Annotated in this window: 23 protein-coding genes; 14 read left to right on the top strand and 9 right to left on the bottom strand. The window is 64.8% G+C overall.

From position 1 onward, the window contains the following. Positions 1 to 16: 16 nt before the first annotated feature. From Q0330_RS13495 to Q0330_RS13480, 4 genes are read left to right on the top strand one after another with little or no spacing between them, the layout of a single operon-like run. Positions 17 to 526 (top strand): TRAP transporter small permease, encoded by a 510-nt coding sequence (locus tag Q0330_RS13495; protein WP_366518335.1) that lies wholly within the window; start codon positions 17 to 19, stop codon positions 524 to 526. Then, positions 523 to 1797, top strand: coding sequence for a TRAP transporter large permease (locus tag Q0330_RS13490; RefSeq protein ID WP_299480233.1), 1275 nt, complete (start codon positions 523 to 525; stop codon positions 1795 to 1797). Before Q0330_RS13495 ends, Q0330_RS13490 begins: the two co-directional genes overlap by 4 nt. Further along, positions 1794 to 2468 (top strand): putative N-acetylmannosamine-6-phosphate 2-epimerase, encoded by a 675-nt coding sequence (locus Q0330_RS13485; protein ID WP_299480230.1) that lies wholly within the window; start codon positions 1794 to 1796, stop codon positions 2466 to 2468. Before Q0330_RS13490 ends, Q0330_RS13485 begins: the two co-directional genes overlap by 4 nt. Next, entirely contained in the window at positions 2465 to 3316 is an 852-nt protein-coding gene (locus Q0330_RS13480) for an ROK family protein (RefSeq protein WP_299480227.1), read from the top strand. Before Q0330_RS13485 ends, Q0330_RS13480 begins: the two co-directional genes overlap by 4 nt. 80 nt (positions 3317 to 3396) lie before the next feature. Here Q0330_RS13480 and Q0330_RS13475 read toward each other — a convergent pair whose 3' ends face one another. The 9 genes from Q0330_RS13475 to Q0330_RS13435 form a co-directional block, all read right to left on the bottom strand. After that, positions 3397 to 4659, bottom strand: coding sequence for a SulP family inorganic anion transporter (locus Q0330_RS13475; RefSeq protein ID WP_299480224.1), 1263 nt, complete (start codon positions 4657 to 4659; stop codon positions 3397 to 3399). 117 nt (positions 4660 to 4776) lie between these two features. Continuing rightward, a complete protein-coding gene (locus tag Q0330_RS13470; protein ID WP_299480221.1) occupies positions 4777 to 5817 on the bottom strand; it encodes an extracellular solute-binding protein in 1041 nt (346 codons plus the stop codon). Between the two features lie 136 nt (positions 5818 to 5953). After that, positions 5954 to 6811, bottom strand: a complete 858-nt coding sequence (locus Q0330_RS13465; RefSeq protein ID WP_299480218.1) for a YgcG family protein — start codon at positions 6809 to 6811, stop codon at positions 5954 to 5956. A 38-nt stretch (positions 6812 to 6849) separates the two neighbouring features. Beyond that, complete coding sequence (locus tag Q0330_RS13460) at positions 6850 to 7836, bottom strand: YgcG family protein (protein ID WP_299480215.1); 987 nt, start codon at positions 7834 to 7836, stop codon at positions 6850 to 6852. Between the two features lie 41 nt (positions 7837 to 7877). Continuing rightward, the gene (locus tag Q0330_RS13455) at positions 7878 to 8807 is read right to left on the bottom strand and encodes a YgcG family protein (protein ID WP_299480212.1); all 930 of its coding nucleotides are present in this window, start codon (positions 8805 to 8807) and stop codon (positions 7878 to 7880) included. Continuing rightward, positions 8804 to 9700: a polyphosphate kinase 2 gene (gene ppk2, locus Q0330_RS13450; protein ID WP_299480209.1), complete on the bottom strand. Its 897-nt coding sequence runs from the start codon at positions 9698 to 9700 to the stop codon at positions 8804 to 8806. Before ppk2 ends, Q0330_RS13455 begins: the two co-directional genes overlap by 4 nt. 104 nt (positions 9701 to 9804) lie before the next feature. Then, on the bottom strand, positions 9805 to 10728 hold the full coding sequence (gene metA, locus Q0330_RS13445; RefSeq protein ID WP_299480205.1) for a homoserine O-succinyltransferase: 924 nt from the start codon (positions 10726 to 10728) through the stop codon (positions 9805 to 9807). A gap of 2 nt (positions 10729 to 10730) precedes the next feature. Beyond that, complete coding sequence (locus Q0330_RS13440; RefSeq protein ID WP_299480202.1) at positions 10731 to 11606, bottom strand: ATPase; 876 nt, start codon at positions 11604 to 11606, stop codon at positions 10731 to 10733. Positions 11607 to 11702: 96 nt separating this feature from the next. After that, positions 11703 to 12836 carry an outer membrane protein transport protein gene (locus tag Q0330_RS13435; protein WP_299480199.1) on the bottom strand — a complete coding sequence of 378 codons (1134 nt, stop codon included), beginning with the start codon at positions 12834 to 12836 and terminating at the stop codon, positions 11703 to 11705. 202 nt (positions 12837 to 13038) lie between these two features. Here Q0330_RS13435 and Q0330_RS13430 point away from each other — a divergent pair, with 202 nt between their 5' ends. From Q0330_RS13430 to paaZ, 10 genes are all read left to right on the top strand, one after another. Beyond that, positions 13039 to 14010 carry a hypothetical protein gene (locus Q0330_RS13430; RefSeq protein ID WP_299480196.1) on the top strand — a complete coding sequence of 324 codons (972 nt, stop codon included), beginning with the start codon at positions 13039 to 13041 and terminating at the stop codon, positions 14008 to 14010. Positions 14011 to 14104: 94 nt separating this feature from the next. Then, the gene (guaB, locus tag Q0330_RS13425; RefSeq protein ID WP_299480193.1) at positions 14105 to 15553 is read left to right on the top strand and encodes an IMP dehydrogenase; all 1449 of its coding nucleotides are present in this window, start codon (positions 14105 to 14107) and stop codon (positions 15551 to 15553) included. A 274-nt stretch (positions 15554 to 15827) separates the two neighbouring features. After that, positions 15828 to 17033, top strand: a complete 1206-nt coding sequence (gene pcaF / locus Q0330_RS13420) for a 3-oxoadipyl-CoA thiolase (RefSeq protein WP_299480190.1) — start codon at positions 15828 to 15830, stop codon at positions 17031 to 17033. A 12-nt stretch (positions 17034 to 17045) separates the two neighbouring features. Further along, the gene (gene paaA, locus Q0330_RS13415) at positions 17046 to 18032 is read left to right on the top strand and encodes a 1,2-phenylacetyl-CoA epoxidase subunit PaaA (protein WP_299480187.1); all 987 of its coding nucleotides are present in this window, start codon (positions 17046 to 17048) and stop codon (positions 18030 to 18032) included. A gap of 68 nt (positions 18033 to 18100) precedes the next feature. Then, positions 18101 to 18385 (top strand): 1,2-phenylacetyl-CoA epoxidase subunit PaaB, encoded by a 285-nt coding sequence (gene paaB / locus Q0330_RS13410; RefSeq protein WP_299480184.1) that lies wholly within the window; start codon positions 18101 to 18103, stop codon positions 18383 to 18385. After that, on the top strand, positions 18385 to 19230 hold the full coding sequence (paaC, locus tag Q0330_RS13405; protein ID WP_299480181.1) for a 1,2-phenylacetyl-CoA epoxidase subunit PaaC: 846 nt from the start codon (positions 18385 to 18387) through the stop codon (positions 19228 to 19230). Before paaB ends, paaC begins: the two co-directional genes overlap by 1 nt. 1 nt (position 19231) lies before the next feature. Next, positions 19232 to 19741, top strand: a complete 510-nt coding sequence (gene paaD, locus Q0330_RS13400; RefSeq protein WP_299480177.1) for a 1,2-phenylacetyl-CoA epoxidase subunit PaaD — start codon at positions 19232 to 19234, stop codon at positions 19739 to 19741. Positions 19742 to 19751: 10 nt separating this feature from the next. After that, positions 19752 to 20828: a 1,2-phenylacetyl-CoA epoxidase subunit PaaE gene (gene paaE / locus Q0330_RS13395; RefSeq protein WP_299480174.1), complete on the top strand. Its 1077-nt coding sequence runs from the start codon at positions 19752 to 19754 to the stop codon at positions 20826 to 20828. 9 nt (positions 20829 to 20837) lie between these two features. Further along, entirely contained in the window at positions 20838 to 21590 is a 753-nt protein-coding gene (locus Q0330_RS13390; RefSeq protein ID WP_299480171.1) for a Phenylacetic acid catabolic protein, read from the top strand. An 11-nt stretch (positions 21591 to 21601) separates the two neighbouring features. Continuing rightward, a complete protein-coding gene (gene paaZ, locus Q0330_RS13385; RefSeq protein WP_299480168.1) occupies positions 21602 to 23644 on the top strand; it encodes a phenylacetic acid degradation bifunctional protein PaaZ in 2043 nt (680 codons plus the stop codon). The last annotated feature ends 27 nt before the right edge of the window (positions 23645 to 23671 follow it).

The following is a 23671-nucleotide window of genomic DNA, read 5'->3' as shown; positions in this document are numbered from 1 at the left end:
CCCCCGCTCCTATCGGGTGGATTTACGGGAGGTTGGCTGCGTGAGACCGCTGAGAAGATACAGTCCGGAAGGAATCGCCGCGTCGATCCTTTTCATCGTGTTGATTGTCGTGCTGATGATCCAGATCCTTGGGCGCACGCCTCTGTTCACCGGTCCGGTCTGGACCGAGGAGGCGGCGCGCTGGCTCTGGGTCTGGATGGCGTTGATCGCCATTCCCGAAGTGGAGCGCACCGACAGTCAACTCCGCATGGGTTTTCTTGTTGAACAATTGCAGCGGCGCGCAAGGATTGCCGTGCTGACGCTCATCGATCTCGTCTATCTGGGGGTGGTCCTGCATCTGATCTGGATCGGCTGGAAGACCATGCAGCGCACCTGGTCCAACGAGGCGGTCACCCTGCCGGTCACCAATGCGGTGCTCTATGCCTCCGGCTTCGTCGCCATGATCCTGATCGCCAACAGGGTGATCAGACGCCTGTTGGGTATCGGCTATCGCCATAGTCCCGACGAGTTGGAGGTGCCGCTGTGATCCTGTCGATTATCGCCATTTCATGGCTGGCCATGGTTCTTGTCGGTGTGCCGATCGGAATTTCGATGATCCTTGTGTCCATGGGCTATTTCTACTGGTCCGGTCTCGGGCTGGCTTTTGCCCTGTCGCGGATGGTGGATGGGCTGAACAGCTTTCCGATGCTGGCGGTGCCGCTTTTCATCCTTGCCGCCGCGATCCTGAACGGGGCCGGCATCACCAACCTGCTGTTCGGGTTCGCCCGTGCGCTGGTCGGTCACATCCGTGGCGGCCTCGGTCATGTCAACATCATGGCCAGCCTGTTCTTTTCCGGTATGTCGGGCTCGGCGCTCGCAGATGCGGGCGGGCTTGGAAAGATGGAAATCGAGGCCATGCGCAAGGCCGGCTATGACGATGAGTTTTCCGGTTCCGTGACAGCGGCCTCGTCGATGATCGGCCCGCTGGTGCCGCCGTCGATCACCATGGTGCTCTACGGCGTGATTTCGAACACCTCCATCGGCAAGCTGTTTCTGGGCGGTGTCGTGCCGGGCGTGCTCTGCGCGGTCGCGCTGATGGTCATGGTCTATGTCATCGCATCCAGGCGCGATTATCCGCGCGATTCCTGGCCGGGCCTTCAGGCTGTCGGTGGGCTGTTCGTCCGCTCTTTTCCGGCGCTGCTGACGCCGGCGGTCATTGTCGGGGGCATCTTCAGCGGGTTGTTTTCGCCAACCGAGGCCGCTGCGGTCACCGTGGTCTATGCGGTCCTGATCGACCTGGCCTTCTATCGAGAGCTGACCTGGCGGCGGCTGTGGGACGCGATCTATGAAACGACGGCGACCTCGGCCAGCATCGCCACGATCATCGCGGGCGTCTCTCTGCTCGGCTATGTGCTGGCACGAGAGCAGGCGCCGCAGCAGATCGCCTCGTTGTTTCTCAGCATTGCGGACGGGCCGATCAGCTTTCTGATCGCCGTGAACCTGATGATCTTCGTGCTCGGGATGTTCATTGAATCGCTGGTGATCCTGCTGATCGTCGTGCCGATTCTGGTGCCAATCGCATTGGGCTTCGGAATCGATCCGGTCCATTTCGGCATTATCGTCGTGCTGAACCTGATGATTTCGATCCTGACGCCGCCAATGGGAATGGCGCTGTTCGTGGTGGCGCAGGTCGGCGGGATTCCGTTCCAGAAACTCGCCCGGGCCATTCTGCCCTGGCTGATCCCGCCGCTGGTGGTGCTGCTGCTGGTCTGCATCTTCCCGATCCTGGCGACCGGCCTTCCGAGCCTGATGGAATGAGCGTTGTTGAAAGATTGCGGGGCGGTCTGGTGGCGTCCTGCCAGCCTGTTGACAACGGGCCGATGGACCGACCCGACATCGTTGCGGCAATGGCGCAGGCCGCTGTCGCTGGCGGTGCGGTCGGGCTGCGGATCGAGGGTATGGCGAACCTGCGCGCGACCCGACGGCTGGTCGATGTTCCGATCATCGGGATCGTCAAACGGAATCTTGACGACAGCCCGGTGCGCATTACGGTGACCGTCGCCGATGTGATCGCACTGATCGAGGCCGGGGCCGATATCGTCGCTTATGACGCGACCCCGCGCCCCCGAACCGACAAACGCGAAGATATACTCGCAGCCATTCTTGCCCACGGCGCGATCGCGATGGCGGATTGCGCGACCGAAGAAGATGCTCGGGCCGCCCTCGCTGCAGGTGCGACTGTCATCGGCACGACGCTTTCAGGCTATACGGCGGAAACCGCCTCGGACGATGACGGGCCCGATCTCGCGCTGCTCGGCCGGTTCCGGGACCTGGGTGGCTTCGTCATGGCCGAAGGCAGGTTCAATCTGCCCGCCCTTGCAGCCGAGGCCATGCGGGCAGGTGCGGATGCCGTGACTGTCGGCAGCGCATTGACACGGATGGAGATCGTGACTGGCTGGTTCGCCGACGCTGTCAGGGGCGCGCGATGATCACAGGTTTTGCCGTCGATCTCGGCGGCACGAAGACGGCCGCCGCCCGGATCGAAAACGGTCGTGTCATCGCACGCGAACAGGTCCTGACAGACGGGCAGGCCGGGCTGGACCACCAGATTGCCGAGATGGCTGCGCTTCTGAAGCGCCTGGGTCATCGAAATGGCGAACGCCTTGGCGTGGCGGTTGCCGGTCGGGTTGATTCCGAGGGGCGCTGGCAGGCGGTCAATGCCGATACGCTGCCCGGCATCAGTGGCGAGCCCTTGCTCCAGCGATTGCAGGACAGGTTCGAAGGGACTGTTTCTGTCATCAACGATGCGGCTGCCGCGGCATTGGCCGAGGCGGTTCTGGGCGCGGGGCTTGGGGCGCAGCATTTCGCTTACCTGACCGTGTCGACCGGGGTTGGCGGTGGGATTGTCCTGAGCGGAAAGCTCCTGCAAAGCGGGAACGGATTGGCGGGGCATGTCGGGTTCATGTCCTCGCCCTTCGGTCACGATCCTTGCGGCTCAGGCAGGGTCGGAACCGTGGAAAGCGTGGCCTCGGGGCGGGCAATTGCATCCGCCGCCGGAACGCCCGATGCGCGAACCGCCTTTGCGCAAGGGACTGAGGAGAGCCACGCGGCCATCGACCGCTCCATCGCGGCTGTGGCGTGCCTTTGCGCTGATCTGACAGCCATATTCGGCCTTGACCGGATCGCATTGGGGGGAAGCGTCGGACTGGCCGATGGCTATCTTGCCGGCCTGTCCAGGCATCTTGAAGACGAACCTCCGCTTTTCAGGGTCGCCGTCGTTCGGGCCGCGCTTGGACATGACGGTGCGCTTCTGGGCGCATTGTTGCCCAAAGGGTAAACGCCGCGAAACTTCTGATCCGCAAACATGAGTTTCCGCATGTGCGCCCGTCAGAACATCATGCCGGTCGCTGCCACGCCCTAGCGATCCGGCGGGGTCCAGTCGGCCGGGGGCACGTCGCGGCGTTGCAGCCTGAGCGCGAGGCCGACCCCGACGCCGGTGCCGATGGCGATGGTCAGGTCGGCGACGACGGTCAGGACCATGGTCAGGATCATCAGGAACAGGTCCGAGCGGCGTTCGGCCAGATAGCTGCGCCAGCGATGTGGCTCGGCCATGTTCCAGGCGGTCAGCATCAGCAGCGCCGCCAGTGCCGGCAGGGCCAGCCGCCCGGCGACAGGGGCGGCGATCAGCATCACCAGCAGCACGGTCAGCGCATGGACAAGACCCGCGACCGGGGTCTTGCCGCCGGCGCGGATATTGGTCGCGGTGCGGGCGATGGCGCCGGTTGCCGGCAGCCCGCCGAAAAGCGACGAGCCGATATTGGCGAAACCCTGGGCCATTAGCTCGGCATTGGGGCGGTGTTTGCCGGCGATCATGCGGTCGGCGACCATGGCCGACAGAAGCGACTCGATCCCGGCCAGGAAGGCGATGATCAGCGCCGAGGGCAGCAGTTCCGAGACCAGCGCCAGATTCATCTGCGGCAAGGAGGGCATGGGAAGCCCGCGCGGCAATTCGCCGAAGCGGCTGGTGATGGTCTCGACCGGCATTCCGGCCAGCAGCGCCAGTGCCGAGGTCACGCCGACAGCGACGATCAGCCCCGGAAAGCGCGGCAGCAGCCGGCGCAGGATCAGGATCAGCGCCAGCGTTCCCAGCCCGACTGCCAGCGCCGCCCCCGAGAGCGTGTCGCGCGCGGTCCAGAGTGCCTCGATCTTGGGGAAGAACTCGGCGGGCAGGTTCTCGATCTGAAGCCCGAAGAAATCCTTCAACTGGCTGGTGCCGATGATGATGGCGATGCCGATGGTGAAGCCGTTGATGACCGGTTCCGGCACCAGCCGGATCAGGTTGCCGGCCTTCAGCAGCGCCGCCGCGATCAGGATCAGCCCGGCCATCAGCGTGGCCAGGATCAGCCCCGACAGCCCATGCGTGGCGATGACATCGTAAACGACGACGATGAAGGCACCGGTCGGGCCGCCGATCTGCACCCGGCTGCCACCGAGAAGCGAGATCAGGAAGCCGCCGACCACGGCGGTGATGATCCCGGTCGAGGGCGGCGCGCCCGAGGCGATGGCGATGGCGAGGCTGAGCGGCAGGGCGACCATGGCCACGGTGATCCCGGCGATCAGGTCGGCGCGGAACAGCGCCGGGCTGTATTCGCGCATGGTGGTGAGGATCTTGGGTTTCATCGGGCTTTCCGGTCTGTGTCGCCTAAACTGCCGTTCTGCGCTGAAAAGGCAAGGAAAAAGGCGGCCCGAACGGGGCCGCCTTTCCAGATATGCACAAATTTCGACCGGTCAGGCCGATCAGAAGCCGGCCTTGATCTTCTCGAACTCGGCCAGTTGCTTCTCGCGCAGTTGCGGCGAGTTCGGGGTCTGGTTCAGGATCGGTGCGTCGATGGGGCCGAGGCCGGTCTTCACCGCTTCCTCGTCCTTGATGGTCTCCATCCCGGCGAGGGTTGTCGGGCCATAGCCGATGGTGTCGAGGAGGCCCTTGGCCGATTCCGGGGCCAGCCAGGCATTGATGAAGTCATAGGCCTTGTCCTCGTTGCCGGGGCCGTCCTTCATATTGATGAACCCGCAGATGAAGTTCGACGAGCCCTCTTTCGGCGTGCGCTGGAAGCCGACCGGGTAATCGTCGGCCTGCAGATAGGTCACGCCGTCGTTCCAGGACCAGGCGACATCGACCTGGCCCGAGGCCATGAGCTGCGCCTGTTCGGACGGGTCGGACCAGTAGGCGACGACACCCTGATGCGCCTGACGCAGCCAGTCGGCGGCGGCGGCGAACTGTTCGTCGCTGACCTCGGTCCAGTCGGTGACGCCGGTCGCCAGATAGGCAAGCGCCCAGACATCGTCCGAACTGTCGGGCAGCGAGGTGCGGCCAGCGTAATCCGGGTTGACGAAGACCGACAGGCTTTCGACATCCTCGGCCGGGACCTTCTCGGTGTTATAGGCGATGGCGGTGGCACCCCAGTCGGTCGGGATATACCAGACGCCCTCGGCGTCGTGGAACACCTCGGAGTCGTTATATTGCGGGTCCATGTCGGCATAGGCGGGGATCTTCGAGACATCCCAGGGCTCGATCAGCCCGGCATCGCGATATTTCGAGACCATCTGGCTGCAGGGATGGACGAGATCGGCCTTGAAGCCCGAGGCGATCTTCTGGAAGGCCTCGTCGTCGTCGCCATAAAGCGCGAAGGTCGGCATGTCGCCATGCTTGTCGACATAGGGCTGGAACAGCACCGGTTCCTCGAAACCGGCCCAGTCGAAGACGGTCAGTTCGGAATCGGCGGCGAAGGCGGGGGTGGCGAGAACCGCGACAAGGGCGGTCGAGCGCAGCAAGGTCATATGCGATGGCCTTTCGGTTAAGGGTCAGCGGAACGACGCTAGCCGCAGGCTGAAAGCCACGCAAGCGGTTAGGCCACCGCTGTCGAGGGCGTGACGCAAGGGAAGGTTGAGGTTGCGCAGAACGCAGGCAGAGTGGCTACCACCGCCCGGAGGCGCCGCCGCCCGAGGAGGAACCACCGCCATAGCCGCCACTGGAACTGCTACTGCTGCTTCTACTGCTGCCGGAGCCGCCGGAATCGCTGTCATGGCCGGAACTCCAGCTTCCGGAACTCCAGCTTCCGGAACTGCCGGAGATTGGGCTGCCGCGATATCCACGCAGCTCTCCATTCTCGTCCAGATATGGGCCCGACAGGGAGGGGCGCTTCGTCCTGCGAGGCTGGGCCCGGACGATATAGACGATGAAGGCGGCGAAGCCGGCCAGAAACACGCCCAGCAGGATAAGCGAGGCCCTGGTGCTCGTGCCCTCGTCGGTGTCGGAACTGATCCGCATCGGTTCTGGCACGAAGCCGGTGGCATGAGGTTCAGCGATCAGTTCGATGACCGAGAGCGTGCCCCTCCGCAGGCCGGTCGAATAGTCTCCGTCGCGAAAGGCCGGTATCATGTCGGTATCCATGATATACTGGGCGATGCTGTCATAGGCCTTGGGGTAACCCGCGCCGAGTTCGATCCGGCTTTCGCGGTCGTCCTTGAGGATCAGGATCATGAAGCCGTCATTGCGGCGCTTGTCGCCGACGCCCCAGTAATTGAACAGCCGCGTGGCGAAGGGTTCCAGCCCGCTTTGGCCGCCATGGCTGGCGCGGTTGGCCAGTGTGACCACGGTGCCTTCGACCCCGGTCTGGTCGTGAAGCGCGATCAGGGCCTGATCGAGGGTGCGGATGTCGTCATTGCTCAGCAGCCCGGCGAAATCGTTGATCGAGGTATATTCCCAATCCGGCAGCGATTGTGCCGCCGCCGGCAGGGCGAGGATGAGCCAGAGAAGAATGGCGCGGATCATGATCTGTCCTTTCTGCGCAGGGGGCGCCGGGGATTGCATCACCACCGCCCCGAAGCCCCGCCGCCGCGCGACGAGCCACCGCCATAGCCGCCGCTTCTACCGCTGCTACTGCTACCGCTGCTACTGCTATCGCGGCGGCGGCTACTGCTGCCGTTGTCGTAATCGTCGTAGTTATAATTGCTGCCGCGAGAGCCAAGGCCGTAGCGCGCGAAATTGGTGCGGCCCAGAAAGACGCCGTCTATGGCGTATTTCTCGGTATAGCCAAGGTTGCGGGTGAGGGTCGTGTGCCAGCCGCAATCCCGGCACTGACGCTTGACCGCATGTTGCGAGACCTCCCAGCCCTCGTCATCCTTGTTGTTCAAAATCGGCTCGGCGGTTTCGGTGAGGTTGCGGCCGTCGCATTGCGGGCAGCGCTTTTCGAACAGGCTGCGCAGCCAGACGACCACCAGCGGCGCGGCCAGCAGAAGGGCGATGATGAAACCGATGGGTGGCCGGTTGCGATCCGGCGTGGAAAGCCCCGGGGGCGGCATCAGACGGCCCTGGGCATGGGGTCGTGCGATCTGGTCGATCACTGCCAGCGTGCCCTCGCGCAGCCCGGTGGAATAGTCGCCACGGCCGAAGGCGGGCAGCATGGCACGCTCCATGATCGTGGCGGCCCGGCCGTCGAAGGCGGGCGAATAGCCGGCGCCAAGCTCGATCCGGGCTTCGCGGTTCGCCGGCAGGACCATGACCATGAAGCCGTCGTTGCGGCGCTTGTCGCCCACGCCCCAGTAATTGAACAGCCGCGTGGCGAAGGGTTCCAACCCGCTTTGGCCGCCATGGTAGCGGCGGTCCTCGATGGTGACGACGGTGCCCTCGATCCCGGTCTGGTCGTGCAGCGCGATCAGCGCCTGATCGAGGATGCGGGTATCGTCATTGCTCAGCAGTCCGGCGAAATCGTTGATCGAGGTATATTCCCAATCCGGCAGCGATTGTGCCGCCGCCGGCAGCGCGAGGATGAGCCAGAGAAGAATGGCGCGGATCATGACCAGTCCTTTCCGATGCGGGCGCGCGGCGTCATGCGGCCCTACCACCGCCCCGAGGCGCCGCCGCCCGAGGACGAGCCGCCGCTAAAGCCGCTGCTGCCGGAACTGCTGCTGCCCGACCCGCCGAAGGAGGAACTGTAATGCTGGGTGCGGCCCAGGAAGGCGCCGTCTGCGGCGAAGCTGTCGGTATAGGGCAATCCGCGGGTGAGGGTCGTGCTCCAGCCGCATTGCTGGCACAGGCGCCTGACCGAAAGCTGCGAGACGCGCCAGCCGTTGTCGCTGGCGGTTTCGCGGATCGGTTCCGAGATTTCGACCAGATTGCGATTGCCGCATTGCGCGCAGCGGCTGTTCATCCAGCGAAACAGGACGAAGATCGACAGGGGCAGCGACAGCACCGCGCTCAGCACGATGCCGATGATGGCAAGCGGGTTGCGGCTGGCCCAGCTTGGCGGGGGCGGCGGAGCTGGGGGCGGCGGTTCCTGCCCGGCGGCATGGGGGCGGGCGATCTTCTCGATCACCGCCAGCGTGCCCCGGCGCAACCCGGTCGAATAATCGCCGTCGCGGAATCCCGGCAGCATGAGATCGTCCATGATCTGCTGCGCCGTCGCATCGAAGGCAGGGGGGTAGCCCGCGCCAAGCTCGATCCGGGCTTCGCGGTTCGCAGGCAGGACCATCACCATGAAGCCGTCATTGCGGCGCTTGTCGCCGACGCCCCAGTAATTGAACAGTCGGGTGGCGAAGGCTTCCAGCCCGCTGTCGCCGCCATGGCTGCGGCGGTCCTCGATGATGACCACGGTACCCTCGACCCCGGTATCGGCATGAAGCGCGATCAGCGCCTGATCGAGGACGCGGGTGTCGTCATTCGACAGCAGACGGGCGAAATCGTTGATCGAGGTATAGTCCCAGTCCGGCAGTGATTGCGCCGCCACGGGCAGCGCCAGCACCAGCCAGAGCAGGAGGGCGCGGATCATCCCTCGGCATCCAGCATGGACGGGCCGCCGGCGATCTTCGGGTCGATCTTGCCGATGGCATCCTTGTCCTTGCCGGCATAATCGACGGCGCGCAGGATGGTCTGGATGGCGGCGATGCGGGCGCGTTTCTTGTCGTCCGAGCGGATCACCGTCCATCGGGCCAGCCTGGTATCGCTGCGCTTCAGCGTATCCCGGATGGCTTCGGTATATTCGTTCCATTTGCCCAGGCCATCGACATCTATCGAGGATAGTTTCCACTGTTTCAGCGGGTCCTTCTCGCGGTCGAGGAAGCGCTTCAACTGCTCGGCCCGGCCGACATTCAGCCAGAGCTTGACCAGCACGGTGCCGTCATCGACCAGCATTTCCTCGAACATGGGAAGCTGGGTGAAGAAATCCTTGCGCTGTTTGTCGGTCGAGAAGCCGAAGACGCGTTCGACCACGCCGCGATTATACCAGCTGCGGTCGAACAGCGCGATCTCGCCATCGGCGGGCAGCCAGTCGGCATAGCGCTGGAAATACCATTGCCGGGATTCGCGATCCGTCGGCTTCGGCAGCGCCACGATATAGGCCGAGCGCGGGTTCAGGTTCTCGCGCACGCGTTCGATGGTGCCGCCCTTGCCGGCGGCGTCGCGGCCCTCGAAGATCACCACCAGACGTTTACCGGTGACGGTGATGTCATGCATCATCTTCACCAGTTCGAGTTGAAGCCGCTTCAGGTGGTCTTCGTATTCGTCCTTGTCCAACTCATCCCTGTAGGGATAGCCGGGGTCGAGCATGTCGTCCTTGCCGGCCTTCTGGATCGCCTTGCGGATCTCTTTCGGGGCCTTGTCGTCGAAATACCGGGTGATCTCGCCGACATAGGGCAGGGGGTGGGGCGATGTCGAACTGGTCATGGTTGCACTCCATATGCTAGGGCGCAGTATGGGCGGCGCGGCGCGTGCTGAAAAGGGGCAGGGGACGAATGCGGTGGCCGGTTCACGGACCGGCCACGGCAGGATCAGGTTCCGATCTTCGACAGGTCGAATTCGGTCGTCTGGTATATCTCGTTGATCCAGTTGCCATAGAGCAGATGCGCATGGCTGCGCCAGCGGTTCGAGGGCGGCCGCGAGGGGTCGTCGTTCGGGTAGTAATTCACCGGCACCTCGATGGCCTTGCCCGAGGCCGCGTCGCGGTCATATTCGTCCTTCAGCGTCGTGGAATCGTATTCCAGATGGTTGAAGATATAGAGCGCGCGGTGACCTTCATCCTGCAACAGGCAGGGCCCGACCTCGTCCGAGGCCAAAAGCGTGCTCAGCGCAGGGCGGGCCGCCACCTCGTCCGCGCGGACCTCGGTCCAGCGGCTGACCGGGATCAGCAGGTCGTCGGAAAACCCGCGCAGGAAGGGCGAGGCCGGGGCCTCGTTATGGTGGCGGAAGCAACCGAAGGCCTTTTCCGGCAGGTCGTGCTTTGGCAACCCGTGGAAATGCCAGGCCATGGCCATCGCCCCCCAGCAGACGCCGAAGGTGGAATGCACATGGGTCTGGGTCCAGTCGAAGACCCGGGTAAGTTCGTCCCAATAGGTCACCTCCTCGAAGGGAAGCTGCTCGATCGGGGCGCCGGTGATGATCAGGCCGTCGAATTTCTCGCCCGAAGCCTCGACCTCGGAGAACTTGCGATAGAAGCTCTGCAGGTGATCGGCCGCCGTGTTGCGGCTTTCGTGATCCGACATGCGGATCAGCTGGAAGTCGATCTGCAGCGGCGTGGCGCCGATCAGCCGGGCGAACTGGTTCTCGGTCTGGATTTTCTTCGGCATCAGGTTGAGAAGCCCGATGCGGATCGGTCGGATGTCCTGCATGGCCGCGCGACCCGGCGACATGACCATGACGCCCTCTTTCGACAGGATGTCGAAGGCGGGCAGGTCATTGGGCAGGGTGATCGGCATGATCAGGTCTCCTTGCGGTCGGGTTGGCGGTCGATGGCGCGCGCGATCAGCGCGTCGAGATCGGCACTGCTGCGGATCCCGGCGACTTCCTCGGCGGTGACGGTTACGCCGCGCCTGGCCATGGCCTCATAGCGCGGCTGGCGATGGGCGAGGGCGCGGGCATAGGTCCAGCGGACGAAGTCGTCGGGATCGACCTGATCCTCTCTCTGGCCCTTTTCCATGCGATAGGACAGCCACGCCTTGTCGAGGAATTCCGGCTGGTAATACATCGGTTTCGGCGCCCGGTCGAAGCGGCGCACCAGTTCGGCGGTATGCGCGTCCGATCCCTTGATCCAGACCATCAGCAGCCGCTTTTCCAGCACCGACAGCACCGGATCGTCGGGATCGTTCGGATCGACCACCTCGCAGATCGAGCCGCCGCTGTCGCAGACGAAATGCGGCAGGCGGTAGATATCGGTCGCCCGCTCGATGAAATAGGGCGTATCGAGCAGCGAGGCGATCTCGGCCTTGCGATGTTCGTTCTGGCGCTTCAGGTAGCTGTCGAAGGGCAACCCGCCGCGCGTCTGGCTGCCCGGCTTGCCGAGATAGGTCGAAAGCGGCGACAGATTGTCGAAGGTGATGTTCGAGCCGATATAGACGCTGTCCGACAGCAGAAGCTCGCGCAGGAAGGGGACCTTCATCGCCTCGCGCTTGAAATTATCCGCGATCAGCTCGCCCATGTAACGGGTGCCGATGCGGTAATCTATGCTGTAATGGAACCAGTCGCCCGAGGCGCGCAGGAGGTTCGACAGATGCGTCTTGCCAAGCCCGGACATGCCGAACAAGAGCACGCGCTTGCGGCTGCTGCCAAGCCAATCCTGTCCGGTCGCGTAGATCATGGTCTCTCCTTACTGCCGGGCAATCTAGGCAGCCAGGCGGCAAGAGAAAAGCCCCGCGCGACGGCGGGGCTTTCCGAATGGCGTTTCGCGGCGGTCTCAGAAGCGATAGCCGATCCTGAGCCCGAGGCTGACGGCATCGTTATCCTTCATCTTGGCGCGCGCCGCATCGGGGGTGCCGGTTTCCGCATAGGCGTCGCCCAGCTTGGTGTAGTTGATGCCGCCGGTGAACTTCCACTGGTCCATCGTATAGATGCCGGCCACGGTGATGCCCTTGCGGCCATTGGTCGGTGCCAGCGGTGACACCAGATCGTCGCCGGTCGGTTCATAGGTGAAGGCCACGGTGCCCGACCATTGATCGGTGAATTTCTGGCCAACGCCGAGCGTGAAGGTGTTGGTGTCGTCGAGGCTGACCAGCCCGTCCGGCACCGATTGGCCGAACCAGCCCGGCGTCACCGTGAAGTCGGACCAGTAAGTGCGGCGCAGCTGGCCGAAGACCAGGGTGTTCTGGGCCACGCCGGTCTGGAAATCCAGCGCCAGCATGGCGGGCGTGGTGACATCGGTCGAACCCTCGGCGACCTTCACCGCGCCCATGAATTCCTGGGTGTCGAAGCTGTGGTCGATATCCGAGTAATAGGTCAGCGAGACCCGGGCGGCGATGTCAGGCCGCTCCCACGAGACACCGGCCAGCCAGCCGACGGCGGTATCGTCCTGCAGCTTGGCGCGATAGCCCGAGAGTTGGCCATAGGCCGCGCCGCTCAGCCGGATGTCGCCCGAGGCTTTCGAGGCCCGAAGACCGGCATGTGCCCCCCAGGCATCATCGAACTTGTAGCGCCCGATGACCGAGATCATCGCGCTTTCGACATTCGCGTTGGTCCCGCTCAGCATATAGGAACCTTTGGTGGTCGAGGTCGGGTCGAGGCTCTCATAGGCGATATCGGCGCCGTAGGGGTGCTCGATGATCAGCGCGGCCGAGATCTTGTCGGTGAACTGATGCTTGTAGCCAAAGGTCACGACGTTGAAGTCGTCGGCGACATTGCCGGTTTTCCGGCCACCATAGATGTCAAGGTCGCGGCCGCTGACATCGGGATTGGTGACCTGGGCGCCGAACTCGACGTAGTTGCCTTCTTCGAACAGGATGGCGATCGACTGGGTCGAACGCTCGATTCCGGCGGCGAAAACCGGCGCGGCGGTCATCAACAATGCGGCAGCACCGCAGACAGTCTTTTTCATGGCATCCTCCCTGAGCGCGGCTCGATTGACCGCTGATGTTCTGCCCTCATGGTTAACGGCTCGGAGGTGCAATTCAATCAGGCCACGGCGATGACGTGGCGTCCCGGACCTGTGTCCCTGCGTCACCGTGTCACTCATGCAACGGTGCTGTTGCGGAAAGTCGGCAAAGATCGTCAAATCCGTCGATGATGAAGGAAGGCCGATGACCCAAAGACCGAAATTCGTTGCGCCGAGACAGGCGCCCCCCGGAATCTGGCGGCGCACGCCGCCCATGATCTTCGCCCCGATCTGCGGGCTTCTGGGGCTGGCGCTGGCTTGGCAGTCGATGGCGGATGCCTCGGTGCTGGGGGCGCTGTCGGGGTTGCTGGATGGGGCAGCCGTCGCGCTGTTCCTGTTCGCGGTGCTTGCCTATCTGAGCAAGGTCTTCCGCCGCCCCGCTGTCGTCATTGAGGAGCAGGAGACGCTGCCGGGCCTGGTCGGGATTGGCGCCGGGGTGCTGTCGATCGGCCTTTGCGCGGGAGTGCTGGCGGCCTATGCGCCCATGGCCGGGCGCGGGATGCTGGTGATCGGGCTTCTGGCGCTGCTCTGGCTGATCGTCACCTCGCTTCGGCAGATGGCGGCGGCGGAGGAGGCCATCGGGCCCGAGCGGCAGTTCCTCTCGGCCGGGTTGCTGGTCGCGGCGGCGGTTGCGCCGATGATGGGCTGGCCGGGGCTGGGGCGGGTGCTGATCTGGCCCGGGGCGGGGCTGGCGCTTGTGCTCGCGACGATCAACCTGATGCAGCTGCGCCGGCATCGGGTGCCCAAGGTGCTGCTGCCGCTGATGGCGCTGCATCTGGTGCCGGTCGCGGCCTATGGCATGGCGGCGGTCCAGCTTGGCGCGCCGTTTCTGCTGGTGGCCTGTGGGCTGAGCTTCGTGGGGCTACTGCTTCTGCCCGTCCTCGCGCTCAGGGCCGGCTCGGGGCTGTTCCTCTCGGTTCTGACCATCCCGTTGGGACTGTCGGCACTGCTTTTCGCGCATCTGCCGCCGGCCTTCCCCGGCATCGGCATCCTGCCGGTCCTCGCGTCGCTGGTGCTGGTCGCGGCGACGCTGACCTGTATCCCGGCGACCTTCCTGGTGATGCGCGACTGGGCGCGCGGGCGGCTGGCCACCAGCAGCAACGCCGCCATTGCCTGAGGCGAAAGCCTGCCATGCAGCCCCGGGGACTGGACAAACCGGGCGCGAGGTGAAAAGGGGAACTGCCAAACGAACCCCCGAAAGGATTGCTGCCATGCAGATTCGTGAGGCCCTCACCTTCGACGACGTTCTTCTGGTCCCGGCGGCCTCCAATGTCATGCCCTCGACTGCCGATGTGACCACCCGCGTCACCCGCGGCATCCGCATGAACATCCCGCTGGTCAGCTCGGCCATGGATACGGTGACCGAAAACCGCATGGCCATCGCCATGGCCCAGGCCGGCGGCATGGGCGTCATCCACCGCAACCTGACCATCGAGCAGCAGGCCGACGAGGTCCGCCGGGTCAAGCGCTTCGAAAGCGGCATCGTCTATGACCCGATCACGCTGACGCCCGAGCAGACGCTGGCCGATGCCAAGGCGCTGCAGGACCGCTACAACGTCACCGGCTTTCCGGTGGTGGATGCGGATGGCCGCGTCGTCGGCATCGTCACCAATCGCGACATGCGCTTCGCCAGCGACGACCGGACCCCGGTCAAGGCGATGATGACGGCGCAGAACCTCGCCATCCTGCGCGAGCCCGCCGACCGGGCCGAGGCCATCGCGATGATGAAGGAACGCCGGATCGAGAAGCTTCTGGTCACCGATGGGGCCGGCCACCTGACCGGGCTCCTGACGCTGAAGGATACCGAGAAATCGGTGCTGAACCCGCTGGCCTGCAAGGACGATCTCGGGCGGCTGCGTGTCGGCGCCGCCTCGACCGTCGGCAACGAAGGGTTCGAGCGCAGCGCCGCCCTGGTCGAGGCCGGGGTGGATATGGTGGTGATCGACACCGCCCATGGCCATTCCGAGGGCGTGGCCATGGCGGTGGAACGGCTGCGCAACTTCTCCAGCACGATCCAGATCGTCGCCGGCAATATCGCCACCGCCGAGGCTGCGAAGGCGCTGATCGGGGCCGGGGCCGATGCGGTCAAGGTCGGGATCGGGCCGGGTTCGATCTGCACCACCCGCATCGTCGCGGGCGTCGGCGTGCCGCAGCTGACCGCGATCATGGATGTCGCCGGTGCGGCGGGCGATGTGCCGGTGATCGCGGATGGCGGCATCAAGTTCTCGGGCGATTTCGCCAAGGCCATCGCGGCGGGCGCCAGTTGCGCCATGGTCGGCAGCGCCATCGCCGGCACTGACGAATCGCCGGGCGAGGTGATCCTCTATCAGGGTCGCAGCTTCAAATCCTATCGCGGCATGGGCAGCCTTGGCGCGATGGCGCGCGGCTCGGCCGACCGCTATTTCCAGAAGGACGCGGCCACCGACAAGCTGGTCCCGGAAGGGATCGAGGGGCAGGTGCCCTACAAGGGCCCGGTCGCGACCGTGGTGCACCAGATGGTCGGCGGGTTGCGCGCCGCCATGGGCTATACCGGCAGCGCCACCGTGGACGAGATGCGCGGCGGCTGCCAGTTCGTGCGCATCACCGGGGCAGGGCTGAAGGAAAGCCATGTCCATGACGTGCAGATCACCCGCGAAAGCCCGAATTACCGGCTCGGCTGATCCTCAAGTCGGCTTGCCGGGAACATGATACGCCGCACCTGTGACCGGGCGCGGCGTTTCCTGTTAACCACCGTGTAAATGGCGCCTGCATATCGCTTTTTTCAAGCGGGCGCGCATCTTTGATGTCACAGTATTTTGGGGTGCTGGCAAGCATCCTGCGCCGGCCTTCGGGGGTCTGCGCAACATTTCATTTGCGCGATCTGCGAATCGGCGTATAAATAACCGAACGGTCGGTCAACGTTTGACGCGCCGACCTGTCGTGAAGGGGGGAGACATGGCCGAGGCCTATATCTGCGACGCAATCCGGACTCCGATCGGGCGTTATGGCGGTGCGCTCAGCACCGTTCGCGCCGACGATCTGGCGGCGGTGCCGCTGGCGGCGCTGATGGCGCGCAATCCGGGTGTGGACTGGGCCGGCGTCGACGACCTCATCTATGGCTGCGCCAATCAGGCGGGCGAGGATAATCGCAATGTCGGACGCATGGCGGCTCTGCTGGCCGGGCTGCCGATCAGCCTGCCGGGGACGACGGTGAACCGGCTTTGCGGTTCCGGCATGGATGCGGTGGGCATGGCCGCGCGCGCGATCAAGGCCGGCGATTGCGACATGATCATTGCCGGCGGCGTCGAATCGATGTCGCGGGCACCTTTCGTCATGCCCAAGGCCGAGACCGCCTTCAGCCGCGCCAACGCTGTCTATGACACGACCATCGGCTGGCGCTTCGTGAACCCGAAGATGAAGGCGCAATACGGCACCGATTCGATGCCGCAGACCGCCGATAATGTCGCCGCCGATTTCAATGTCTCCCGCGCCGATCAGGACGAATTCGCCGCCCGCAGCCAGGCCCGCTGGCAGGCCGCGCATGAGGCCGGGCTGTTCGGGGACGAGATCACGCCGGTCACCATCCCGCAGAAGAAGGGCGAGGCGATCATCGTCGATACCGACGAACATCCGCGCCCCGGCACGACGGCGGAAAAGCTGTCGAAGCTGAAGGGCGTCAACGGCCCGGATCTGAGCGTGACTGCCGGCAATGCCTCGGGCGTGAATGACGGCGCCTGCGCGCTGCTGATCGCCAGCGAGGAAGCTGCCCGTGCCAATGGCCTGACGCCGAAGGCCCGCATCGTCGCCATGGCGGCGGCGGGGGTCGAGCCGCGCATCATGGGCATCGGGCCTGCGCCTGCCGCGAAGAAGGTGCTGGCGCGCACCGGGCTGGGCATCGACCAGATGGACGTGATCGAGTTGAACGAGGCTTTCGCCAGCCAGGCGCTTGCGACACTTCGCGACCTTGGCCTGCCCGATGACGCCCCCCATGTTAATCCCAATGGCGGCGCCATCGCGCTTGGCCATCCGCTGGGCATGTCGGGTGCCCGGCTGGTGACGACCGCGATGTACCAGCTTCACCGGACCGGCGGGCGCTATGCGCTCTGCACCATGTGCATCGGCGTCGGTCAGGGCATCGCCATCATTATCGAACGCGTCTGAGGAGGAACTGCCATGTATGCACAGCTCGTCAAATCCGAGGGCAAGTCGAAGGCCGAACTGACCCCGGAAGACCACGCCTTCCAGGCCCGCATCGACGCGGGCGAGAAGATCGAGCCGAAGGAATGGATGCCCGAGGGCTATCGCAAGACCCTGATCCGCCAGATCGGCCAGCACGCCCATTCCGAGATCGTTGGCCAATTGCCCGAGGGCAACTGGATCACCCGCGCCCCCACGCTGGAGCGCAAGCAGATCCTGCTGGCCAAGGTCCAGGACGAGGCCGGGCACGGGCTTTACCTTTACTGCGCCGCCGAGACGCTTGGCGTCAGCCGCGACGAGTTGCTGGAGAAGCTGCATTCCGGCGACATGAAATATTCCTCGATCTTCAACTATCCGACGCTGACCTGGGCCGATATGGGCGCGGTCGGCTGGCTGGTCGACGGGGCCGCGATCATGAATCAGGTGCCGCTACAGCGGACCAGCTATGGCCCCTATAGCCGGGCGATGATCCGCATCTGCAAGGAGGAAAGCTTCCACCAGCGGCAGGGTTACGCGATCATGATGAAGATGGCCAATGGCACGCCGGAACAGAAGCAGATGGCGCAGGATGCGCTGAACCGGCTGTGGTATCCCTCGCTGATGATGTTCGGGCCGTCGGACAAGGATTCGGTGCATTCGGTGCAGTCCATGGCCTGGAAGATCAAGATGAATACCAATGACGAATTGCGCCAGAAATTCGTCGACCAGACCGTGCCGCAGGCCGAATATCTGGGCCTGACCGTCCCCGACCCGAACCTGAAATGGAACGAGGAGAAGGGCGGCTACGATTTTTCCGAGCCGGACTGGGACGAATTCTTCAACGTCATCAAGGGCAACGGGCCGTGCAACAAGGAACGCCTTGGCGCGCGGGTGAAAGCCTGGGATGACGGGGCCTGGTATCGCGAGGCGATGGTCGCCCATGCGAAGAAGAAGGCCGCGCGCCGAACCGTCGCCGCCGAATAGAACGCGCGAAGAAGCGGGCGGCCTCGCGCCGTCCAGAGTTGAAGCCAGGGCAATGGGAGGAGATCCGAATGTCCAGCGAATGGCCCCTTTGGGAAGTCTTTATCCGTGGTCAGCACGGGTTGAACCACCGCCATGTCGGCAGCCTGCATGCGCCGGATGCGGAGCTTGCCATCAAACATGCCCGCGATGTCTACACCCGCCGCAACGAAGGCGTGTCGATCTGGGTGGTGAAATCGGCGGATATCTCGGCCTCCAGCCCGTCCGAGAAGGGACCGCTGTTCGAGCCGTCGAATGACAAGGTCTACCGGCACCCGACCTTCTACGACATTCCCGATGAAGTGGGGCATATGTGATGCCCTCGCTTCCCGATATCATGACCCCCGATGCCGAGGGGCTGGCGGCCAAGGCCGCCCATGGCGGCGCCCATGCGCCCGCGCCCGATGCCGATCAGGATGCCTTCTTCGAATTCCTGCTGCGCATGGGCGATAACGCGCTGATCCTCGGCCACCGCAATTCCGAATGGTGCGGCCATGGCCCGGTGCTGGAGGAAGACATCGCCATGTCGAACATGGCGCTGGACCTGATCGGGCAGACGGCGCTCTGGCTGGGACTGGCCGGAGAGGTCGAGGGCAAGGGACGCTCCGCCGACGATCTGGCCTATCTGCGCGATGCCTGGGATTTCCGGAATGTGCTGCTGGTCGAGCGTCCGAATGGCGATTTCGGTGCCACCCTGATGCGGCAATTCCTGTTCGACGCCTTCCATTTCCACCAGTTGCAGGCGCTGACGAAATCCGCCGATGCCCGCGTGGCCGAGATTGCCGGCAAGGCGCTGAAAGAGGTCAGTTATCACCTCGAACGCTCGGCCGAGCAGGTGATCGCGCTTGGCGACGGGACAGAAGAAAGCCATGCAAGGATGCAGGCGGCGCTGGATGACCAATGGGGTTACGCGCTGGAAATGTTCGCCGGCGATGCGACCGATGCCAAAATGGCCGATGCCGGGATCGCCCCGGACCTGGCCGATCTGCGCGGGCCTTGGGATGCGACCGTTCAGGCGGTGCTGGCCGAGGCGACGCTGGCGATCCCCGAAAACAGCTATGTCCACAAGGGCGGCAAGCAGGGCACCCATACCGAGCATCTGGGCTATATCCTGGCCGAGATGCAGTTCCTGCAGCGCGCCTATCCGGGCGCGGAGTGGTAACATGCGCGCCGCCGTCTCGCAGGTCTGGGACTGGCTGGCCGAGGTCCCGGACCCGGAAATCCCGGTGATCTCGCTGACCGATCTGGGCATCATCCGCGCTGTCGAATGGCAGGGCGAGGTGCTGGTGGTCACGGTGACGCCGACCTATTCCGGCTGCCCGGCGACGGCGGTCATCAACCTGGATATCGAGGCGCATCTGCGCGGCAAGGGGGTCGAGCTGATCCGGCTGGAACGCCAGTTGACCCCCGCCTGGACGACCGACTGGATCACGCCAGAGGGCCGCGAGAAGCTGCGCGAATACGGCATCGCCCCGCCGATCGAGGGCACCGCCCCCGATGGGCAGGTGATGGCGCGCGTGGGCGCGTTGAGCGGCGCGAACCTGACCGTGCCCTGTCCGCGCTGCGGATCGAATGAGACGCGGCGGGTCAGCCAGTTCGGCTCGACCCCCTGCAAGGCGAGTTGGGTGTGCAATGCCTGCCTCGAACCCTTCGACTATTTCAAGTGCCATTAGAGGAACCGCCATGGCCCGTTTCCTTCCCCTGCAGGTGACCGATATCCGCCGCGATACCCGCGATGCGGTGGTCGTCACCCTGACCCCGCGCCCCGAGGATGCCGGGGCCTTCGACTTCACCCAAGGGCAATACCTGACCTTCCGACGCAGCTTCGATGGCGAGGAATTGCGGCGCTCCTATTCCATATGCGCGGGCCGCGACGACGGCGCGCTGCGCGTCGGCATCAAGCGCGTCGATGGCGGCGCCTTCTCGACCTGGGCGAATGAGGAACTGGCGCCGGGCATGGAGTTGGAGGCGATGCCGCCGATGGGCCGTTTCCATACCGCGCTCGATGGCGGATCGGCGAAGCACTATATTGCCGTAGCCGCAGGGTCGGGCATCACGCCGATCCTGTCGATCATCAAGACCACGCTGAAGCGCGAACCGAAAAGTCGCTTCACGCTGGTTTACGCGAACCGCTCGGTCAATTCGATCATGTTCCGCGAGGAACTGGAGGATCTGAAGAACCTCTATCTCGGGCGCTTCTCGGTCATCCATGTGCTGAAATCCGAGGGGCAGGAGATCGACCTCTTCACCGGCCGCATCGACGCCGAGAAGATGCAGGCGCTGTTCGACAACTGGATCGACCCGGCCAGCATCGACACCGCCTTCATCTGCGGCCCGGAAGGGCTGATGCTGACCGTGGCCGACAGCCTGCGCAAGGCCGGGCTGGACGATGCGCAGATCAGGTTCGAGCTTTTCGCCTCCTCTCAGCCGGGTCGCGCCAAGAAGAAGGCGGTCAGCAGGGATGCCACCCATGCCGGCGACGCGACCGAGGCCGTGGTGACGCTGGACGGTGCCACGCGCACGTTCCGGATGCCCAAGCAGGGCGAGAACCTGCTGGATGCGGCGCTCGCGGCGGATATCGACGCGCCCTATGCCTGCAAGGCCGGGGTCTGTTCGACCTGTCGCGCCAAGGTGCTGGAGGGCGAGGCCGAGATGGCGATCAACCACGCGCTTGAGGATTACGAGGTCGCGCAGGGCTATGTGCTGACCTGCCAATGCTATCCGCTGACCGACCGTATCGTCGTCAGCTATGACGAATAGGGGGCGGCGATGACGGATATGAGCATCGAGGACTATCTGGCCAAGGGCGGCAAGCTGACCTCGCCCGGCAATGTGCCGGCGCGCTATCGGGGCGAGCTTCTGCGCCTGATGGCCAGCTTCATCGACAGCGAGTTGGCGGGCGCGGCGGGTTTCGCCGAGACCATCAACGACGCGCCGGGGATCAGGAACCGGATCGCGGCGGCAAAGATCACCCAGGAAAAGCTGGATCATGCCGGCCGGGTGCTGGCGGTGATGGGCGAATTCGGCGCCGATACCGCGCGCTATGACAACCGCCACGACTGGGCGGCGCGGATGGGTCGCGATGCCGACCTGAAGGCCGCGCGCCACGGCGACGACATGCGGCTGTCGGTCTTTCACTATCCGGTGCAGGGCTATGTCGATGCGGTGGTGCTGAACGTGCTGATGGGGCTGGCGACCGGCGTGCAGATGCAGGAATTCGCCCGCGTCAGCTATGCGCCGCTGGCCGATACCTTCCGAGAGATCGCCCCGCGCGAGGCGCGTCATGTCGACCTCGGCCTGACCGGCTTGCGCCAGATCGTCGAAAGCGACGAGGGCCGCGCCAAGGCCGTGCAATCGGTGCAATACTGGCTGCCCAGGGTCGAGGCGTCGTTCGGGCAATCGGCCTCGAAACGCTATGAGACTCAGGCCCGCTTCGGCCTGCGCCATACCGAAAATGACGCGATGCGCAAGGACTGGGCGGGCCGCGTGCGCGAGGCACTGGCGCCGCTGGGTCTGGGCTGAAAGGAAAAGTAATGAACAAGCAAACCGCGCCGCGCCTGCTGCAATCCTATCTCTGCGGCGAATGGCGGGCCGGCAGCCGCGACGGCCAGCCGCTGCTGAATGCCGCGACGGGCGAGGTGGTGGCGCTGATCGACGCCTCGGGTCTGGATCACGCGGCGGCGCTGGATTACGGGCGCCGGAAGGGCGGGCGGGCCTTGCGCGCGATGACCGTCCATCAGCGCGCGCTGATGTTGAAGGAGATCGGCCTGAAGCTGCTGGAGATGAAGGAGGATTTCTATGCCGAAAGCCTCTGGACCGGGGCGACGCGGGCCGATGGCTGGGTCGATATCGAAGGCGGCATCGGCACGCTTCTGACGCTGGCCTCGAAGGCGCGGCGGGAATTGCCGAATGCGAAGCTGATCCCCGATGGCGCGGTCGAGCCGCTGTCGAAGGATGCGAGCTTCTCCGGCCAGCATATCCTGACGCCTTTGCAGGGCGTGGCGGTGCATATCAATGCCTTCAACTTCCCGATCTGGGGGATGCTGGAAAAGATCGCACCGACGCTGATCGCCGGGATGCCCACGCTGGTGAAGCCGGCCAGCCAGACCGCCTATCTGACGGAACTCATGGTGCGCCGCATCGTGGATATGGGCATCCTGCCCGATGGGGCGCTGCAACTGGTTTCCGGCTCGGCCGGCGATCTGCTGGATCATGTGACCTGTCAGGACGTGGTGACCTTCACCGGCTCTGCCTCGACCGGGCGGATGCTGAAAACCTCGCCCGCGATCGTCGAAAACTCGGTGCGCTTCACCATGGAGGCGGACAGCCTGAATGCCTCGGTCCTCGGCCCCGATGCCGGCCCGGGATCGGAGGAGTTCGACCTGTTCGTGCGCGAGGTGCTGCGCGAGATGACCTCCAAGGCCGGGCAGAAATGCACCGCCATTCGCCGCGCCATCGTGCCGGCAGGCCATATCGAGGCGGTGATTGCCGCACTTGCCGACAAGCTGGGCAAGACCGTGGCCGGCGATCCTGCGGTCGAAGGGACACGGATGGGCCCGCTCGCCAGCCTCGATCAGCGCGACGAGGTGCGCGAGCGGATTGCCGATCTGAAAGCCACGTCGCGGATCGTGATCGGCGACCCGGACGAGGTCCGCGTGGCCTCGGGCGATGCCGGGAAGGGGGCCTTCATCAACCCGGTGGTGCTGCTGGCCGAAAACCCGCTGGAAGCGGCGGCGAACGATGTCGAGGCCTTCGGGCCGGTGGTCACGCTGATGCCCTATGACAGCGTGGAGGACGCGGTGGCGCTGACCCATCGCGGCAAGGGATCGCTGGTGGCATCCGTCTTCACTGACAGCAAGGACGTGGCCGAGGAGATGGTGATCGGCATGGCACCGATGCATGGCCGGGTGCTGATCGGCAACCGGCGCAGCGCGAAATCCTCGACCGGGCACGGCTCTCCTCTGGCGCCGCTGGTGCATGGCGGGCCGGGTCGGGCTGGCGGTGGCGAGGAATTGGGGGGGATGCGCGCGGTCAAGCATTACATGCAGCGCACGGCTGTGCAGGGCGCCCCGCATCTGCTGAGCGCGGTGACCGGCATCTGGTCCGAGGGCGCCGATACCCGCGCCGACAGGCATCCCTTCCGCAAGACCGTGGCGGAGCTGCGCATCGGCGACCAGATCGTCACCAAGGCGCGCGAGGTCACCGAAGCCGATGTCGAGCATTTCGCCCATTTCACCGGCGACACCTTCTATGCCCATATGGACAGCGAGGCGGCCAAAGCGAACCCGTTCTTCGACGACCGCGTGGCGCATGGCTATCTGATCGCCTCTTTCGCGGCGGGGCTGTTCGTCGATCCCGATCCCGGCCCGGTGCTGGCGAATTACGGCGTCGACAACCTGCGCTTCCTGACCCCGGTCTATTTCGGCGACAGCCTTCAGGTCCGGCTGACCTGCAAGGAGATCAATCCGCGCGAGAATGCCGGCCATGCCGAGGTCCGCTGGGATTGCCGGGTCACCAACCAGAAGGATGAGGTGGTGGCGCAATATGACGTGCTGACCATGGTGGCGAAGGACTGACGCGCCATCCCGCGCCATGAAAAAGGC

This window comes from uncultured Paracoccus sp. (assembly GCF_937873615.1).
In the GTDB taxonomy this organism is placed as follows: domain Bacteria; phylum Pseudomonadota; class Alphaproteobacteria; order Rhodobacterales; family Rhodobacteraceae; genus Paracoccus.
Note: the sequence above shows the minus strand (reverse complement) of the source record. Positions and strands in the feature narration are given on the sequence as shown.

What these genes read in the sequence shown, in the direction of transcription:
- Q0330_RS13485 (WP_299480230.1), top strand. Translation starts at nt 1,794, where the DNA reads ATGAGCGTTGTTGAAAGATTGCGGGGCGGTCTGGTGGCGTCCTGCCAG.
- Q0330_RS13480 (WP_299480227.1), top strand. Translation starts at nt 2,465, where the DNA reads ATGATCACAGGTTTTGCCGTCGATCTCGGCGGCACGAAGACGGCCGCC.
- Q0330_RS13475 (WP_299480224.1), bottom strand. Translation starts at nt 4,659, where the DNA reads ATGAAACCCAAGATCCTCACCACCATGCGCGAATACAGCCCGGCGCTG.
- Q0330_RS13470 (WP_299480221.1), bottom strand. Translation starts at nt 5,817, where the DNA reads ATGACCTTGCTGCGCTCGACCGCCCTTGTCGCGGTTCTCGCCACCCCC.
- Q0330_RS13465 (WP_299480218.1), bottom strand. Translation starts at nt 6,811, where the DNA reads ATGATCCGCGCCATTCTTCTCTGGCTCATCCTCGCCCTGCCGGCGGCG.
- Q0330_RS13460 (WP_299480215.1), bottom strand. Translation starts at nt 7,836, where the DNA reads ATGATCCGCGCCATTCTTCTCTGGCTCATCCTCGCGCTGCCGGCGGCG.
- Q0330_RS13455 (WP_299480212.1), bottom strand. Translation starts at nt 8,807, where the DNA reads ATGATCCGCGCCCTCCTGCTCTGGCTGGTGCTGGCGCTGCCCGTGGCG.
- ppk2 (WP_299480209.1), bottom strand. Translation starts at nt 9,700, where the DNA reads ATGACCAGTTCGACATCGCCCCACCCCCTGCCCTATGTCGGCGAGATC.
- metA (WP_299480205.1), bottom strand. Translation starts at nt 10,728, where the DNA reads ATGCCGATCACCCTGCCCAATGACCTGCCCGCCTTCGACATCCTGTCG.
- Q0330_RS13440 (WP_299480202.1), bottom strand. Translation starts at nt 11,606, where the DNA reads ATGATCTACGCGACCGGACAGGATTGGCTTGGCAGCAGCCGCAAGCGC.
- Q0330_RS13435 (WP_299480199.1), bottom strand. Translation starts at nt 12,836, where the DNA reads ATGAAAAAGACTGTCTGCGGTGCTGCCGCATTGTTGATGACCGCCGCG.
- Q0330_RS13430 (WP_299480196.1), top strand. Translation starts at nt 13,039, where the DNA reads ATGACCCAAAGACCGAAATTCGTTGCGCCGAGACAGGCGCCCCCCGGA.
- guaB (WP_299480193.1), top strand. Translation starts at nt 14,105, where the DNA reads ATGCAGATTCGTGAGGCCCTCACCTTCGACGACGTTCTTCTGGTCCCG.
- pcaF (WP_299480190.1), top strand. Translation starts at nt 15,828, where the DNA reads ATGGCCGAGGCCTATATCTGCGACGCAATCCGGACTCCGATCGGGCGT.
- paaA (WP_299480187.1), top strand. Translation starts at nt 17,046, where the DNA reads ATGTATGCACAGCTCGTCAAATCCGAGGGCAAGTCGAAGGCCGAACTG.
- paaB (WP_299480184.1), top strand. Translation starts at nt 18,101, where the DNA reads ATGTCCAGCGAATGGCCCCTTTGGGAAGTCTTTATCCGTGGTCAGCAC.
- paaC (WP_299480181.1), top strand. Translation starts at nt 18,385, where the DNA reads ATGCCCTCGCTTCCCGATATCATGACCCCCGATGCCGAGGGGCTGGCG.
- paaD (WP_299480177.1), top strand. Translation starts at nt 19,232, where the DNA reads ATGCGCGCCGCCGTCTCGCAGGTCTGGGACTGGCTGGCCGAGGTCCCG.
- paaE (WP_299480174.1), top strand. Translation starts at nt 19,752, where the DNA reads ATGGCCCGTTTCCTTCCCCTGCAGGTGACCGATATCCGCCGCGATACC.
- Q0330_RS13390 (WP_299480171.1), top strand. Translation starts at nt 20,838, where the DNA reads ATGACGGATATGAGCATCGAGGACTATCTGGCCAAGGGCGGCAAGCTG.
- paaZ (WP_299480168.1), top strand. Translation starts at nt 21,602, where the DNA reads ATGAACAAGCAAACCGCGCCGCGCCTGCTGCAATCCTATCTCTGCGGC.